This is a genomic window from Nonomuraea gerenzanensis (assembly GCF_020215645.1).
Taxonomy (GTDB): domain Bacteria; phylum Actinomycetota; class Actinomycetes; order Streptosporangiales; family Streptosporangiaceae; genus Nonomuraea; species Nonomuraea gerenzanensis.
Genome location: NZ_CP084058.1, coordinates 5,034,742 through 5,050,584 on the forward strand (window position 1 = coordinate 5,034,742; position 15,843 = coordinate 5,050,584).

The 15,843-nt window shown below is 74.1% G+C and carries 11 protein-coding genes; 6 read left to right on the top strand and 5 right to left on the bottom strand.

Annotated elements, in window-relative coordinates:
- Positions 1-105 precede the first annotated feature (105 nt).
- A complete protein-coding gene (locus LCN96_RS23645) occupies positions 106-2,976 on the top strand; it encodes an AfsR/SARP family transcriptional regulator (protein ID WP_225275057.1) in 2,871 nt (956 codons plus the stop codon).
- Positions 2,977-2,985: 9 nt separating this feature from the next.
- On the opposite strand, the gene LCN96_RS56630 is transcribed toward LCN96_RS23645, so the two are convergent.
- Complete coding sequence (locus LCN96_RS56630) at positions 2,986-3,114, bottom strand: hypothetical protein (protein WP_263657508.1); 129 nt, start codon at positions 3,112-3,114, stop codon at positions 2,986-2,988.
- A 34-nt stretch (positions 3,115-3,148) separates the two neighbouring features.
- Between LCN96_RS56630 and LCN96_RS23650 the strand changes: the two genes are divergently transcribed.
- The gene (locus LCN96_RS23650; protein ID WP_225275058.1) at positions 3,149-5,233 is read left to right on the top strand and encodes a translocation/assembly module TamB domain-containing protein; all 2,085 of its coding nucleotides are present in this window, start codon (positions 3,149-3,151) and stop codon (positions 5,231-5,233) included.
- A 22-nt stretch (positions 5,234-5,255) separates the two neighbouring features.
- Here LCN96_RS23650 and LCN96_RS23655 read toward each other — a convergent pair whose 3' ends face one another.
- The gene (locus LCN96_RS23655) at positions 5,256-6,635 is read right to left on the bottom strand and encodes a C40 family peptidase (RefSeq protein WP_225275059.1); all 1,380 of its coding nucleotides are present in this window, start codon (positions 6,633-6,635) and stop codon (positions 5,256-5,258) included.
- Between the two features lie 155 nt (positions 6,636-6,790).
- Here LCN96_RS23655 and LCN96_RS23660 point away from each other — a divergent pair, with 155 nt between their 5' ends.
- The 3 genes from LCN96_RS23660 (at position 6,791) to LCN96_RS23670 (ending at position 11,619) form a co-directional block, all read left to right on the top strand.
- The gene (locus tag LCN96_RS23660; RefSeq protein ID WP_225275060.1) at positions 6,791-10,450 is read left to right on the top strand and encodes a WD40 repeat domain-containing serine/threonine-protein kinase; all 3,660 of its coding nucleotides are present in this window, start codon (positions 6,791-6,793) and stop codon (positions 10,448-10,450) included.
- A 96-nt stretch (positions 10,451-10,546) separates the two neighbouring features.
- Complete coding sequence (locus LCN96_RS23665) at positions 10,547-11,179, top strand: TetR/AcrR family transcriptional regulator (protein WP_225275061.1); 633 nt, start codon at positions 10,547-10,549, stop codon at positions 11,177-11,179.
- A 2-nt stretch (positions 11,180-11,181) separates the two neighbouring features.
- Positions 11,182-11,619, top strand: coding sequence for an acyl-CoA thioesterase (locus tag LCN96_RS23670; RefSeq protein ID WP_225275062.1), 438 nt, complete (start codon positions 11,182-11,184; stop codon positions 11,617-11,619).
- Between the two features lie 19 nt (positions 11,620-11,638).
- Here LCN96_RS23670 and LCN96_RS23675 read toward each other — a convergent pair whose 3' ends face one another.
- Positions 11,639-12,028 (bottom strand): hypothetical protein, encoded by a 390-nt coding sequence (locus tag LCN96_RS23675; RefSeq protein WP_225275063.1) that lies wholly within the window; start codon positions 12,026-12,028, stop codon positions 11,639-11,641.
- 427 nt (positions 12,029-12,455) lie between these two features.
- Between LCN96_RS23675 and LCN96_RS23680 the strand changes: the two genes are divergently transcribed.
- The gene (locus LCN96_RS23680) at positions 12,456-13,319 is read left to right on the top strand and encodes a lytic polysaccharide monooxygenase auxiliary activity family 9 protein (protein WP_225275064.1); all 864 of its coding nucleotides are present in this window, start codon (positions 12,456-12,458) and stop codon (positions 13,317-13,319) included.
- Between the two features lie 43 nt (positions 13,320-13,362).
- On the opposite strand, the gene LCN96_RS23685 is transcribed toward LCN96_RS23680, so the two are convergent.
- Both LCN96_RS23685 and LCN96_RS23690 read right to left on the bottom strand, forming a co-directional pair.
- Positions 13,363-15,429 (bottom strand): DUF4132 domain-containing protein, encoded by a 2,067-nt coding sequence (locus LCN96_RS23685; RefSeq protein WP_225275065.1) that lies wholly within the window; start codon positions 15,427-15,429, stop codon positions 13,363-13,365.
- Position 15,430: 1 nt separating this feature from the next.
- Entirely contained in the window at positions 15,431-15,823 is a 393-nt protein-coding gene (locus LCN96_RS23690) for a hypothetical protein (protein WP_225275066.1), read from the bottom strand.
- Positions 15,824-15,843: the final 20 nt, after the last annotated feature.

Consider the following 15,843-nt stretch of genomic DNA (forward strand, 5'->3'; position numbering starts at 1 on the left):
GGTTGTGTGGCGGTTGATGCCAACTGTGATCAGAGTGCGGCCTGGTACTGAAATAGCGCTGATTTTCTGCTGAACACGCAGTTAGGCTGCCCTCGGTGATCATGTATGTCGATCACCGAGGGAGTCAGCGGCTGGAGGGCTTGGGACGCGGTGACCGTCGAGGGCGTGGAGTTCCGGTTACTGGGGCCGGTGGGGGTGTGGCACGCCGGGCGGCGGCTGGGCCCGGCCACGCCGCAGCAGCGGACCGTTCTGGCGATGTTGCTGCTCGAACCGGGACGGCCCGTGCCCGTGGCCCGGCTGGAGACCGCCCTGTGGGGGAGCGAGCCGCCCGAGTCCGCCAGGAACGCCGTCCAGGGGCACATCTCCCGGCTGCGCCGCCTGCTGACCCCGTTCCCCGAGGTGACGCTGACGACGTCGGCGCGCGGCTACTGCCTGACGGCCGGGCGCGACCGCGTGGACCTGCACCGCTTCCGCGAGCTGGTCCGCGACGCCGCCGGCGCGCCGGATCCGGCGCGCGCCGCCGGCGTGCTGCGCGCGGCCCTGGCGCTCTGGCAGGGCCCGCCGCTGGCGGACGTGGCGGGGCGCTGGCTGCCCGACGTCGTGCTGCCCGGCCTGGAGGAGGAACGGCTGGCGGCCCTGGAACGGCGGGTCGCGCTCGACCTGCGGCAAGGGCGGCACCAGGAGGTCGCCGCCGAGCTGACGCCCCTGGTGGGTGAGAACCCGCTGCGCGAACGGCTGGTCTCCCTGCTGATGACGGCGTTGCTGCGCGGCGACCATCGCACCGAGGCGCTGGCCGTCTTCCGCGGCGTCCGGCGCCGCTTCGCCGAGGAGCTCGGCATCGAGCCTGGCGAGGAGCTGCAACGCCTGCACCAGGCGATCCTGGCCGGCCGCGACGAAGCGCCGCCTCCCACGCCCGCGCCGCCTTCCGCTGGAACGCCCGCCGTGCCGCGCCACCTCCCCCCGGACACCGAGCCCTTCACGGCCCGCGAGGACGAGCTGGCCGCCCTGGACCGGCTGACCGCCCCCGGGCCGGACCGGTCGCCACCCCCGCCGTGCGTCGTCACCGGCACGGGAGGCGTCGGCAAGACCACCCTGGCCGTGCACTGGGCACACCGCGTCCGCGACCGCTTCCCCGACGGCCAGCTCTACGTCAACCTCCAGGGCTACGGGCCCACGCACGCCGCCCGCTCACCGGCCGGGGCGGTACGGCTGTTCCTGGACGCCCTCCAGGTGCCGCCGGAGCTGATCCCCGCCACGCTGGAGGCCCAGGCCGGGCTCTACCGCAGCCTGCTGGCCGGCCGCCGCATGCTCATCCTGCTCGACAACGCCCACGACTCCGACCAGGTACGCCCGCTGCTGCCCAGCGCGCCCGGCTGCCTGGCGCTGATCACCAGCCGGGCCGAGCTGACCGGCCTGGTCGCGGCGGAGGGCGCCCGTACGCTGGCGCTGGGGCTGTTCTCGCCCGCCGAGTCGCGCGAGCTGCTGACGCGCCGGCTCGGCGCGGCCAAGGTGGGCGCCGAGCCGCAGGCGGTGGACGACATCGTGGCCCGGTGCGCGGGGCTGCCGCTGGCCCTGTCCATCGTGGCCGCCCGCGCCCACACCCGCCCGGCGTTCCCGCTGCACGCCCTGATCACGGGGCTCGACGAGGCGGACGGCCCGGACGAGCCGGACGGTCTCGACGTCTTCGACGGCGGCGACACCGGCACGAACCTGCGTACCGTCTTCTCCTGGTCCTACCGCGCACTCAGCCCGGAGGGCGCGCGCCTGTTCCGGCTGCGGGGCCTGCTGCCCGCGCCGGAGCTGTCCGTCGCGGCCGCCGCCAGCCTGGCCGGGATCGACGTGCGGCAGGCCCGCCGCCTGCTGACCGAGCTGACCCGGGCGAACCTGGCGGCGGAGCCCACCCCCGGCCGCTACGGCTGGCACGACCTGCTCCGCGCGTACGCCGAGGAGCTCACGCTCCTGCACGACTCCGCGACCGAACGCCGCGAGGCCCTGCACCGGCTGCTCGACCACTACCTGCACAGCGCCCACCTCGGCGACCGGCTGCTGGACATGCTGCACCGCGTGCCCCTGAACCTGCCCGAGCCGGGGCCCGGCGTGGTCGTGGCCCGCATCACCGACCGCGCGCAGAGCCTGGCCTGGTTCGCCCGCGAGCACCGCACGCTGCCGGCCGCGATCAGGCACGCCGCGCGCGCCGGGCTCGACGCGCACGCCTGGCAGCTCGCCTGCGCCTGCTGGGGCTTCCTGTCGCAGGAGGGCCGCTCGGACGAGCAGGTCGCCATGTACCGGATCGCCCTGGAGTCGGCCCTGCGCCTCGACGACCCCGCCGCGCAGGCGCACGTCCGCGTCGGGCTCGCCCAGGCCCTCATCCGCCTCGGCCAGGACGCGACCAGCGGCTCCCACCTGCGGCAGGCCCGCACCCTGTTCCGCGCCCTCGGCGACCAGGCCGGCCAGGGCGTCTGCCTCACCTACCTCAGCGTCCTGGAGGACCGCCGGGGCCGCTACGCCGAGGGCCTGGCCCTGAGCGAGGAGGCCCTGCGCCTGCACCGCTCGGCCGGCGACCGCGCGGGCGAGGGCCGGGCGCTCAACAACATCGGCTGGTTCCACGCCCGCCTCGGCGCGTACGAGGCGGCCCTGAACCGCTGCGAGCAGGCCCTGCTCATCCACCGCGAGCTGGACGACCGGCCCGGCGAGTCCGCCACCCTCGACAGCATCGGCTACATCCACCACCTGCTCGGCCAGTACGAGGAGGCCATCGCCTACTACCTGCGGGCGCTGTCGTGGCGGGGCGGCAAACGCGCGCTGGGCGCCCGGACGTTGCAGCGGCTGGGCGAGGCCCAGGTGGCGGCGGGCCGGGTGGCGGAAGGCCGGCAGACCCTGGGGCGCGCCCTCGACCTCGTCGCCGAGCTGGCCCCGGGCGACGCCGACGCCCTGCGCGCCAGGATCGACGGGCTCGGCGGGAACGCCACGCCCTGAAGCCCGCGCTCATCCGGAGTTGCCGACGCTGTCCGCCATCGCGTGCAGCCCCATGGCGCGATAGAGCGACCGTGCCGTGGCCCAGTGCTGCTCAGCTTCGTCGTGATCGGCTTTGACGGCATTCACCGCCTCGGCCATTGCCGGGCCGGGCCCGCCGGTCTTCGATGAGGTGGTGGGGATCGAGGCGGATCTGGGCGAGCTGCGCGGAGCGGAACGCGCCCTGCTGACGGCGTTCGTGCACGGCACCTGGCTGGATCTGCGTGCCGGCGACGCCGAGGAGGACGACCCGGCGGGCGGGGAGTCATGGGGCCCGGCGCGGACGGTCAGGGCCGAGGTGATCAGGGCGCTGCTCCTGGGGGCCGCCGAGGCCGAGCCCGGCTGGGCGCCGGCGATCAGGCTGCGCGGCGCGCGCGTCGTCGGGCGGCTCGACCTCATGGGAGCGACCGTGGAACACCCGCTGTCGTGTGAGCACTGCTTCTTCGACAGCGGATTACGCCTGGTAGAGGCCACCACGAAGACGGTCAGGATCGTCGGCAGCCGGCTTCCCGGCTTCAACGGGGCGCGGCTGCGACTGGACGGGATACTCAACTTCTGGCGCAGCGTCGTCTCCGGCGGGATCAGGCTGGACCGGGCCCGCGTGCTCGGTGACGTCTCGCTGCGTGCGGCGGTGGTCGGCCCGCACCCGTCCGGTGTCGCGGTGGCCGCCGACGGGCTCAACGTGGACGGCAGCCTGGAGCTCGACCAGGGCCTGCGCGCGGACGGCCCCGTGGTGCTGCGCGGGTGCCGCGTGACAGGCTCGCTCACCCTGGAGGACGCGAGCCTGCACGGCCTCCCCGGCTCGGGCGTGCCCGATGCGGCCAGCGACTCGTACGCGCTGAACGCCGACAACGCCGTCATCGAGGGACGTCTCATCGCCGACCGGATGCGGGCCGACGGCGGGATCCGCCTGATGAACGCCCGCGTCGGTGCCAGCCTCAGACTGAACGGCGCCCGGCTGGACAGCCGCGACGGCGCGGCGTTGAGCGGTGGCGGGCTGGCGGTGAGCGGCGGCGTGTTCTGCATGGACGGGTTCGCGGCCACCGGCGAGCTCCGCCTGGTCGGCGCCCGGCTGGATGCGAACCTGTGCCTCACCGGCGCGGCCCTGCGCAACCAGCATGGCGCCTGCCTGACACTCGACCGGGCCGCCATCGGCTCCCTCGACGCCTCCGGCGTGACCGTGGCCGCGGGGGCGATCAGCCTCGCCGGCACCACGGTCGGTGGTGGTTTCCTGCTGGACGGCGCCCACCTGGACAACGGCCGCGACCCGTGTCTGCTGGTCGAGAGCTCGGTCTTCGAGGGGCCGCTGCGGCTGCGTCACGTGCGGGCCCGCGGCGAGGTACGCATCCGCAACAGCCGCACCTCCGGCAGGGTTCTGCTCAACGGCGCGACGCTCGACAACCCGGGCGCCGCCGCGCTGCGCTTCACCCGCAACGAGGTCGGCTCGGACGTGGTGTGCGACGGTATGACGGCGCACGGTGAGGTGCGGTTCGTCGACACGCAGATAGCGCTCGACCTGGATCTCGAGGGCGCCCTGCTCAGCAACCCCGGTGGCACCGCGCTCGATGCGCGCGGGCTGCAGGCCGCCGAGCTCGCCCTGCTGCCGGACGGTGACGTCGAGGGCGCCGTCGTCCTCGAACACGTCCGCGTGGGTCTGCTGCGCGACGACCCCGCGCGCCGGCCCCGGACGCTGCGTGTCAACGGGCTGACGTACACCGTTCTGGAGCCGCGGTGTTCCGCGCGTGAGCGCGTCCGCTGGCTGTCCGGCGAGGACTTCCACCCGCAGCCGTACGAGCAGCTCGCCGCCTCCTACGCCGCCGTCGGGCAGCACGACGCAGCCCGCGCCGTCCTGTACGCGAAGGAACGGCGGCAGCAGCGTGACCGGCTCCTGCTCGGCCGGGTGTGGAGCGTCCTGCAGGACGTCACGGTCGGCTTCGGCTACAAGCCGTGGCGGGCGGCCACCTGGCTCGCCGTCCTGCTGGCCATCGGCGGGGCCGTCTACTCGGCCTCGCCCCCGCCACCGCTGAAGCCGGGGGAGTCGCCGCACTACATCCCCGTGGTCTACGCGCTCGACCTGCTGCTGCCCATCGTCGATCTGGGCCAGCAGTCGGCGTTCAACCCGGCGGGAGTGACGCAGTGGCTCTCGTACGGGCTGATCGTGGCCGGCTGGATCCTGGCGACCACCGTCGTCGCCGGAGCGGCCCGCGTCCTCGGCAGGTGAAGGGGTGCCTCTCCTCGGCTCCTCACCGCTGCTGGACCTGTCCTGCCGGAACGGACGGCGGTCCTCCAGCGGGCTGTTCCGCGGACGGGCGCACCGCCGTCAGGTAGCTGCGCCGGTCGATGGCGTCCAGCCGGACGACGGCGCCGGTGCTGGGCGCGTTCACCATCTGCGTGTTGCTGACGGCCAGGCCGACGTGGTCCGGGCCGGGGCGTGAGGTGTCGGTGTCGTAGAAGACCAGGTCACCCGGGCGGACCTCGGCGCGGGACACCTTGCGGCCCTTGTTGACCTGCTCGTAGGTGGTGCCGCCGATGCGGATGCCGGCCTTGCTCCAGGCGTACTCGGTCAGGCCGCTGCAGTCGAAGCCCTTGATGTCCGCGCCGCGGCCGATGCCGTAGCTGGGGCCGGACGGGCCGCCGCCGCCCCAGGAGTACGGGATCCCGCGCTGGGTCAGGGCGGCGTCGACGGCAGCGGCGGCGCCGCCTGAGCCGGTGGCGGCGTCATCGTCGGTGTCGCCGGTGGCGCTCCCCGAGGTGGTGGTGCTGTCATCGGTGGTGGTGCTGCCGTCGGTGGTGGTGCTGTTGTCGGGGGCGCCGCACAGCCGTCCGGTGATGTCGTCGACGATCGCCTCGGCCTGCTCGCGGGCCGTCGCGGCGCTCTCGTCGGCGCTCTCGTCGGCGGCGTCGTCGGCGGCGTCGTCCTTCTGGCGCAGGTCGTCGGCCAGCCCGGAGATGACCGTCTCCCGCGAGATGCCGAGGCCGGCGGCGGTCGTGAGCCTGCGCTGGATGCGGGCCTGCTCCTTGGACGTCAGGTCCAGGGTCTCCAGGTCCGCGTCCGTGGCGGAAGGCGTCCACAAGGCGGAGGCGAGCTGCTTGGCGAGCGGCTCGTGTTCGGCGTACTTGCCGCGCAGGTCCTGCCTGGGACGCTGGACGAGCGCGGCGGCCTTCGTCAGGGGCATGGCCTGCCAGCCGCGTACGCGGACGAGCCGTTCGTAGAAGGAGCGGGCGGCGTGCCTCGGGGTGGTGACCTGCTTGCGGGTGCCCCAGCCGGCCGCCGGCGTCTGCTGGAACAGGCCGAAGGACCTGCCCTCCGCCGAGACGGCGTCGTTGTTCAGCCGGCTCTCCTGGAACGCCGTCGCGAGGGCGATCTCCGCCGCGCGTCGCGGGAGGCCGAGCTCGGCGGCGGTCTCGACGATGACCCTGGCGTGGTCCGTCTGCTGGGCGGACAGGCCGCGCGGGGACGTTCCGCTCCTGGACGCGTACCCGCACAGGGTGCTGTTCGGCCGGTCCGGGTTCATCGAGACCGTGGCGTACGCGGTGCCGCCGGTCATGCCGGCGACCAGGGCCACGCCCGAGACCAGCCCGGCCACCGGCGCGAGGACATTCGAGATGCGGTGCTCCGTCATGCTGTTCCTCCTGGTCCGTGCTGCCACATCGGGCGATGGGAGGCCGGGGCGGCCGTCCGGCCCATCGCCGACGTCGAATGTGGACTGTTCGTCGCTGAGGAGGCCGTGGACGAACGTAGGGCAACAAAGCAGGCGAGAACGGCATCTAATGGCGCATGAACGGGGATCGGCTGGGCCGGTACTGGCTGGCGGGGCAGTTGGGTGCCGGGGGGCAGGGCGTCGTCTACGAGGCCTACGACGAGGCGGCCAACCGGGTCGCGGTGAAGGTGCTGCACGCCTACCTCGCCGGTGACTCGGTGCTGCGGCGGCGTTTCATGCGGGAGGTGTCGGCTGCGCAGCGGGTGGCGTCGTTCTGTACGGCACGCATCGTCGATCACGACCTGGAGGGGGAGCGGCCCTACCTGGTCACGGAGTTCGTGGCGGGGCCGAGCCTGCGCCGGGCGGCCCCGTTCGCGGGGGACGAGCTGCACAGGCTGGCGGTCGGGGTGGCGACGGCGCTGGTGGCCGTCCACCAGGCCGGGGTCGTGCATCGCGACCTCAAGCCGGAGAACGTGTTGCTGGGGCCGGACGGGCCCCGGGTGATCGATTTCGGGATCGCGCGGGCCGCTGGGCTGTCGATGACCTCGACGGGGGAGCTGACGGGCACGCCGATGTACATGGCGCCCGAGGTGTTCTCCGGTGGGCGGGCGGATGCCGCGGCTGATGTGTTCGCTTGGGGTGCGCTGGTGTACTTCGCGGCCACCGGGCGGAACGCGTTCGAGGCGCCGACCACCGTGGCGGTGATCCATCGGCTGCTCACGCACGAGCCCGATCTGACGGTGCTGCAGCCGGGACTGCGGGGGCTGGTGGCCGAGGCGCTGTCCAAGGATCCGGCCCGGCGGCCGTCGGCGCAGGCGCTGCTGACCGGGCTGCTCGGGGGCGCCGCGCAAGATGCGCCGGCGGCCAGGGGAGGGCTGGTGTCCGGAGGGGCGCCGATGATCGAGGGCGCTGCGATGCCTGAAGGTGCGCTGATGGCGGAAGGTGCGCAGGCCGCGGCCTCCGTCCGGCCGCCGGACGCGCTCGCCGGCGAACCGGCGCTCGGGCTGGTGGCCGAGCAGGCGTACGCGGCCCTGCGGGCGCCCGCCCGCGAGCTGGCCAAGCGCTTGCTCCTGCGCCTGGTGGACGTGCGGGACGGTCAGGAGGAGGCGCGCCGGGCCAGGCTGGAGGAGCTGACCGAGGGCGCGGACGGCTCCGCGTACGTGCTCGGCGAGCTGGAAGCGGCCCAGCTCATCACCCGCGAGCGCGACGTGGAAGCCCAGGAACCAGCCGCCGACACGGTGTCGCTGGCCCGCCCCGCCCTGCTCCGCGCCTGGCCCCGGCTCCAGGAGTGGGTCGGCGCCGACAGGGAGGCGCTGGCCCGGCACCGGAGGCTGGGCGAGGCCGCGCGGCACTGGGCCGCGCACGCCAGGAACCCCGACGACCTCCTGCGCGGCACGGCCCTGCGCGAGGCGCTGACCTGGGTGCCCACGCTCCCGTCCCACCTGGCGCTGAACCCGCTGGAGCAGGAGTTCGTCGCGGCGGCCAAGGCCCGGGCCGACGCCAGGCGCAGGCGGACCGGGCTGGTGACGACCGGCGTGGCGGTCCTGCTGGTGACCGCGCTGGTGGCCGGCGTGATCGCCTGGCAGCAGACCAGGGCGGGCCAGGCCAGCACGAGCCGCCTGGCCGACCAGCAGACCCAGGAGCGGGCCAGGCTCGTCGCGCTGCGGGCCGACGCCATGCGCGAGGACGACCCGGCCAAGGCGATGCTGCTCAGCGTGGCCGCGTACCGGATCGCGCCCGTCCCGGAGGCCGAGGCCGCCGTCCTGAGCTCGCTCGCCCGGCCGGAACGGCTGGTCTTCAAGGACCCGAACCTGAACAACACCGGCCGCGCCCTCAGCCAGGACGGATCCGTCCTGGTCAGCGCGGGTGCGGACCAGGTGCACGCCTATGACGTACGCACCGGCGCGCAGACCCGCGCGTTCGGCGGGGTGGGGCAGGGCCCGTTCACGACCGCGCTCAGCCCGGACGGCGACACGCTGGCCCTCGGGTCCGACGGCAGGATCCGGCTGTGGAGCCTGAAGCGCGGCGAGCTGATCGGCGAGGGCAAGATCATGGACGCCACCGGCAGGTACCCCCAGAGCCTGCGCTTCAGCCCCGGCGGCGGCTACCTGGAGGCCACCGCCAACGGGGGCGGGCCGTGGCTGGGCTTCTGGAGCACGCGGACCAGGAAGCCGGTGCCGATCGGGGAGCCGTCCACGTCCGACGTGGAGGTGGCGCCGGGCGACAGGCTCGCCCTGGTGTCCACGACGCGGCGGACCGAGGCGCGCACGCCGCCCGACGGCGCCGCGAGCGCCACCAGGTTGCCCGCCGCGCGCGGCGGCCGGCTCGCCGGTTTCACCCCTGACGGGAAGCGGGTCGCGCTGCTGGAGGACGAGCGCACCAGGCTGTGGAACGTGGCTACCGGCAAGCCCGAGGAGCCGGAGTTCCCGGCGGCCGGTGGGGTGGAGTTCTCGGCCGACGGCAGGTTCGTGCTCACCTACGCGGGGCCGCCCGAGTTCGGCACCCCCCGCGCGCCGTCCGAGGTCACGCTGTCGCGGGTGGCGGACGGCGCCCGCCTGACGAGCTTCACCACCACGGCCGCCATCGCCGAGCGGCCCCGCTTCAGCGCCGACAACCGCAGCCTCACCCTGCTCGACGACGCGGGCCAGGCCACCGTCCACGACCTCACCCGCTACACGGCCCCCGCGCGGGCGGTGCCGGAGGAGTTCGCCGGCCCCCGGCTCAGCGCCGACGGCGGGACGGTGCTCGCGGTCGGCGGACGCCGGATCGCCACCTGGTCGGGGGACGGCTTCACCGAACGGGGCAAGGTGCTCGACCTGGACGCCCTCCGCCTGGTCGGCGGCGAGGAGGACGAGGAGCTGATGGCGGCGCTCAGCCCCGACGGCAGGACCGCCGCCGTGGCCAACAACACCGACCGGGGGATCCCGCTGACCCTGATCGACACGGCGACCGGCCGCAAGCTGGGCTCGATCCCGGACGCCATCGACAACGACTGGGGCCACACGCTGTCCTTCAGCCCGGACGGCCGGCTGCTCGCCCTGTCCGCCACCGCCCCGAACGACTATTTCGGCCAGGGCAGCCTGCTCATCGCCGAGGTCGCCGACCCGCGCAGGGTCACGAGGCTGAGCGGCATCCACGCGGGCGCGCTGTCCTTCAGCCCCGACGGCAGGTACCTGACCACCGGCGACCCCTCGGGCATCGACGTCATCGACCTGACCACCCGCAAGGCGCTGCCCAGGGCGCAGGGCCCGGGGACCATGGCCGGCTCCTGGATGGTCTTCGACCCCACCGGCCGCCGGGCCGTCTCACCGTACGGAAGCAGGGGGGTCGCCCTCTGGGACACCGGGACGTGGCAGCCGGCCGGGCAGGTGTTCAGGATGCCGGGGGACGTGCTGGACGCCGCGTTCTCGCCCGACGGCAGCACGCTGGTGATCAGTCACGACCACCGCGTCACCCTCGTGGACCTGGCCACCGGCCGGCAGCGCGGCGAGCCCAGGACGGCCGCCACCGTCCGGTACGGGCAAGGGCTCGACGACCCCGAGCCGCGCCTGGCCTTCCTGCCCTCCGGCGACCTGCGGGTGGTGGGGCACGACGGCACGTACGAGGATCTGCCGTTGACGGGGGAACGGGCGCTCGCGCGGGTGTGTGCGCGGGCGCAGGGCAGCCTGTCGGCCGAGGACTGGCGCGAGCTGGTCGGCCCTGGCGAGCCGTTCGAGGTCCCGTGCGGCAAGGCGTAGCCACGGGGGTCCTGACGAGCCGTTCGCACCCATGTTCCCGAGCGTGACACCGGGTCACTTTGAAAAACGACCGGTCGTTCGTATAGATTGCGGCGCATGACGAACGACGGCCGGCGGCTGCGCGGGATGCGCAGCCGCGAGGCGATCTTGGAGCAGGCGGTCGGCCTGGCCTCCGTCGAGGGGCTGGACGGGCTCTCCCTGGGACGGCTGGCGACCGCGACCGGCCTGAGCAAGTCCGGGTTCTTCGCCCACTGGGCCGGCAAGGAGCAGTTGCAGCTCGATGCCGTGGGCTGGGCCACCCGCCAGTGGACCGAGCACGTGGTGGCGCCCGCGTTGCGGGCCCCCGCCGGCGTGCGGCGGCTGTTCGCGCTGCACGAGGCGCGCCTGAAGTTCTACAGCGACGGCGTGCTGCCCGGCGGGTGCTTCTTCTTCACCGTGCAGGCCGAGTTCGACGACCGCCCGGGGCCGGTACGCGACCGCGTGGCCCAGGCGGCGGCCGAGTGGCAGGCGTTCATCCAGCGTCAGGTGACGGAGGCGATCACGCTGGGCGAGCTGGCGGAGGGGACCGACCCCGCGCAGCTCGCCTACGAGATCGACGCGCTCGGCGAGATGGTGATCATTCACTCCCGCCTGCACGACGGCGCGCACTCCCTCACCCACGCCCGCCGCGCCGTCCTGCAGCGCCTGCGTGCCCTCTGCCCCGACCCGACCCTGCTCCCGGAGGACTGACCATGGCGGAAGACGGCGTGTACGAGCCGGTCCAGGTGCATTTCGACGACCTCGACGCCATGGGGCTGCTGCACAACTCCCGCTACGCCCTGCTGGTCGAGCGGGCGATCGGCGCCTACTGGCAGCGGCTCGGCTGGTCGGCCGATCCGGGCCGGTCGGCGTTCAAGGACGTGTTGCTGGCCGTGCGCGAGTTCAAGGTGACCTACCACGCGCCGATCATGGAGGCGGGCGAGCCGGTGGTGCACTTCTGGATGGAGCGGATGGGGCGCACCAGCGGCGTCTACGGTTTCCGGGTGCTGTCGGCGGACCGCTCGGTGGTGCACGCCGACGGCTACCGCGTCAACGTCAACCTGGACCCGGCCACCCTGCGCCCCGCGCCGTTCAGCGCCGAGCTGCGCACCGCCGCCGAGCCCCTGCTGCGTGCGCCGCTGCCGTGCTGACGTCCCGCTGCCTCCCGCCTCAGCCCAGCCGGATGCGGCAGACGGCGTTGACCTTCCGCAACCCCTCGGCCCACCTGCCGGCGTCGCTCGCCTCGAGGCCGTCGAACATCACGGCTCGCGCGTCGGCGTGCCTGCCGCGCTGGACGTAGGCCTCGGCCGGCTCGGGCGCCCCCTGGAAATGGGCTCCCGAGACCGAAACCTGCTGCCGTACCAGCTCGACGTGACGGCGGCACTCGGCCTCCTGTCCGCGTGAGGCGGCGAACACCAGTGCCTGCACCGACTCGGCGTCCCTCCCCTGCATGTCGTCGAGCAGCACCAGGGCCGGCCGCTCCGCCGCCAGGTCCGACAGGACGTTGAGCACGCCCAGACCCGTGGTGAGGCGGTCGAGCCCGGTGGGCGCCTCGTCCACGGCCGGCGCCGCCGCAGGGCCACCCGCTGCGGCGGCGCGAGCTCGGCCTTGTCCAGGGGGATCGCGCCGAGCAACCGCGTCAGGGCGGCGAACGGCACATCGCCTTCCGCGCGCACGCCGCCGGCCTGAAGGACGAGCATGCGGCCGGCCGCGGACCGGACGACGTAGGCCAGCATGGCCGTCGATCGCCGCACACTCGGGTGCCCGTCCGAAGAACGCCATGGCCGGAGTCCGTCGGTCTCGTGGAAGTGGGGGAACCGGGCACCTGCCAGGTAACAGCCCATCCCGGGGGCGAGCCGGAACGACGGGGACACCTTCTGCCCCAAACCGCTTGCGGAAGCCGTCCGAAACAGCTAATTCTTAGTAAGGTTTCCTTTTTAATTCTGTCTCAGCCCGTACGAACTCCTCCCACCCCCAGGAGTACGAGATGCGCAAGAGCACGATCGCCGCAGCGGTGGCAGCCTCCGGAGTGCTGGCCCTGCTGCCCGCGTCCGCGGCCAACGCCCACGGCACCATGTCCAACCCGCCCAGCCGGGTCTACGTCTGCAAGAACGAGGGCCCGGAGTCGCCGAAGTCCGCCGCGTGCAAGGCCGCCGTGGCCGCCGGTGGCACGCAGGCGTACTACGACTGGAACGAGGTCTCGCTCCTGGAGGCGGGCGGGCGGCACCGCGAGCTCATCCCCGACGGCAAGCTCTGCAGCGCGGGGCGGGAGAAGTACCGCGGCCTCGACCTGCAGCGCGCCGACTGGCCGGCGACCAAGGTGAGCCCCGGCAGCTTCACGCTGACCTACCACGCCACCGCCCCGCACGCGAACAGCAACTTCGAGTTCTACATCACCCGCGAGGGCTGGAACCCGACCATGCCCCTCAAGTGGTCCGACCTGGTCCACATCAAGACGTTCAACGGGCAGAACCCGACGACGTTCACCAACTGGACCATCAACCTGCCGCAGCGCTCCGGCCGCCACATCCTCTACTCGATCTGGCAGCGCGTGGTCGGCAGCAACGAGGCGTTCTACACCTGCTCGGACGTGGACTTCGGCGGCGGCAACCCCTCCACGCCGACGCCCACCCCAACCCCGACCCCGACCCCGACCCCGACGACGCCGACCCCCACCCCGACGCCGACCCCGACCGTCACCCAGCCCGGCGGCACCTGGCGCGCGGGCACGGCCTACCGCGCGGGCGACCGGGTGACGTACAACGGATCGACCTACGAGTGCACGCAGCCGCACACGGCGCTCACCGGCTGGGAGCCGCCGAACGTGCCCGCCCTGTGGAAGCGGGTCTGACGCGACGACCCCGGCCCGGCGGCGCCGCCGCCGGGCCGCCCGCTCAGCCCCGTAGCTGGCGGGTGATGGAGGGGTCGGTGATGGCGGTGTCGTTCGCCAGCAGGAACGCCTTGCTGAGGATGAGCGCCAGCCGGCCGTCCTCCTCGAACGGGAGGAACGGCGCCGCGTGCGGATCGCGCGCGGACACCACGCACAGGTAGGCGTCGTCGGGCTCCATCAGGACGTTCGCCGACCCCAGATGGATCTTGTACGTGCGCAGGTCGCCCCGCACCACCAGGAACCGGCCGGTGAGCGTGCACCGGCCGGCGATGGCCGTGCGCCCGATCAGCCGGGACAGCGCGTCGCGGCGCACCTCCGCCGACGGCTGGAGCGGCGCCGAGGAGCCCGCCCGCCAGCGGTCCATCAGCCCGTCCGGCCCGTACTCGGGCCACAGCGGGTCGGCCGTGATCGAGGCGACGCCCACGAACAGGTCCACGTCCCGCATGGCCTCGCTGAACACCAGCGGAGGGACCTCCGCCAGCGCCGCCTGCCGCCACGTGCCCTCGGCCGCCCGCTCGAAGCGGACCTGCCCGATCTCCGCGTGGTGATCGTCGTACAGGTGGTGCCCCAGCACCGCCCGCCACCGCCCGCCCGCCATGACCCGGTACGCGGGGCCCTGCGCCTCCCACCGCCCCAGGAACGGGGCCCGCCAGCCGCGCTCGTTGAGCAGCGCGCGCAGCCTGCGGTAGTCGACCACGTGCCCCTCGAACCGGCTGGAGGAGGCCCCGGCCGCCTCCTCGGCGGGCGTGAGCAGGTAGACCTCGCGGAAGGCCTGCTTGAACGGCTGGCGCAGCTCCTTGCCCTGCACCTCCTCCCGCCAGGCGCGCACCTCCTCGACCCGCGCGCGGGCCGGGTGCCAGAGCCGCACCGGCCCGCCGGGCACGTTCATCCCCAGCTCGGCGCGCCAGAGGCCCGGCGAGATCTCGAACTCCCAGATCAGCCGCGAGGCGATCGGATGCTCCGCGAGCTGCCGGTAAGGCGGGGGCGTCGCGCTGGTGTAGGCGGCCTCCAGCGCCCTGGCCAGCGTCGCCTGCCGCTGCGCGGTCCGTTTGGCCAGCTCGCGCAGCCGCTTCACCTCCTCCGGGTGCTCCCGCTTGACGGCCGCGGGGACCGACTTCAGCCTCCTGTCGCCGTGCCACCACGACAGCTCCACCTTGCCGTCGGTCGAGATCACCGCCGTGTGCTCGCCGACGACCTCCCGCACCCGCCCGTCGGGCAGCCTGAACGCCACCTCCAGCCGGTTCGCCAGAGCGGGCTCCATGCGCTTGAACGCCTGATCGAGCCGGACGGGCACCTTGGCGTGCCGGGTGACGCGGCGGGCGGCGCGCAGCGCGGAGATCACCTCGGGCGTCGGGTACTCCTCCGCCGCGCGCGCGATCTCGAACAGCAGCCCCTGGGACGGCAGCGTCCTGGCCTGGGTGGGCGCCACCGCGAGGCCGGGCACCAGCTCGTCCAGCAGCTCGGGCAGCCAGGGCTCGTCGCGCAGCAGCGCCACCCGCACCGCCCGGCCGAGCGCCGTCTTCTCCTCCTCGTCGAACGCCCGGTCCGCCTGGTAGGCCAGCTCGCCCGCGTGGATCGCCACGACGCGGGCCCGCGCCGTCTCCAGCGCCGTACGGGCGAAGCCCGGGTAACCGGGCAGCCCGTCGAGCCACTCGGCCACGCCGGGCCGCGGCTCCCGCGCCGCCTCGGCGAACAGCGCCCGCAGCTCCACGTCCCAGCCGAGCACCAGGTCCAGCTCGGCGACGGCGATCGGCGCCAGCGCCGCCCCGAGCGTGGCGCGCACCTCGGCGTCCATGCCCGCCAGCCCCGCCACCACCGGCAGGTAGCCCGAGGTGTCCACCCCCAGGAACCCGACCAGCTCGCGGGCCGGCTCGACCAGCCGCTGCCTGGCGTGCTCGCTGAGCGCGAACCGCTCCCTGGCCGCGCCGACGCCGGCCCGCACCGGCGTGCCGTCGCCCAGCCCGACCAGCCCGACGCTCAGCCGGGGCGCCTCCGGCCAGTGCGTCGGGTCGTCGGCATCCCCGGTGAGCAGGGAGAACAGGCGCCGCGCGAGCGGGGACAGCTCGCTCACCTCAGCCGCCGACCAGCGGGACGAGCTTGACGAAGGAGACCACGGGATCGGCGATCAGGTCGATCTCGGTGTCGAGGTCCTCGATCTGCCGGTCGCCGACCAGCAGCAGGAACCCGTTGCGGGCGAAGGCGGCCTCGGCGGCGTCGGCCTGCTTCTCCCAGTCCAGCCGGCGCGCGGTCCGCATCCGGTAGCCGTTCAGGTCGGCCTCGGCGTCGGTCGGCTTGACCAGGCCGCGGAAGTGGTGCGAGGGGGAGGCGTTGTGCCGGGCCACCTCCTCGCGCACGCGCAGCCGTACCAGCTCGCGGGCCGAGATCCGCTCGGGCAGACCGGGCAGGGAGAGCTCGTCCAGCGCCCGGCCGGTCGCGCTCTCGTCGCGTAACGTCACTGATGCCATCGATACATCCCGCTTCCGTG

Excerpts from the sequence above, each read along its gene's own strand:
- LCN96_RS23655 (WP_225275059.1), bottom strand. The coding sequence starts at position 6,635 with ATGACGGAGCACCGCATCTCGAATGTCCTCGCGCCGGTGGCCGGGCTG.
- LCN96_RS23690 (WP_225275066.1), bottom strand. The coding sequence starts at position 15,823 with ATGGCATCAGTGACGTTACGCGACGAGAGCGCGACCGGCCGGGCGCTG.
- LCN96_RS23660 (WP_225275060.1), top strand. The coding sequence starts at position 6,791 with ATGAACGGGGATCGGCTGGGCCGGTACTGGCTGGCGGGGCAGTTGGGT.
- LCN96_RS56630 (WP_263657508.1), bottom strand. The coding sequence starts at position 3,114 with ATGGCCGAGGCGGTGAATGCCGTCAAAGCCGATCACGACGAAGCTGAG.
- LCN96_RS23665 (WP_225275061.1), top strand. The coding sequence starts at position 10,547 with ATGACGAACGACGGCCGGCGGCTGCGCGGGATGCGCAGCCGCGAGGCG.
- LCN96_RS23645 (WP_225275057.1), top strand. The coding sequence starts at position 106 with ATGTCGATCACCGAGGGAGTCAGCGGCTGGAGGGCTTGGGACGCGGTG.
- LCN96_RS23680 (WP_225275064.1), top strand. The coding sequence starts at position 12,456 with ATGCGCAAGAGCACGATCGCCGCAGCGGTGGCAGCCTCCGGAGTGCTG.
- LCN96_RS23670 (WP_225275062.1), top strand. The coding sequence starts at position 11,182 with ATGGCGGAAGACGGCGTGTACGAGCCGGTCCAGGTGCATTTCGACGAC.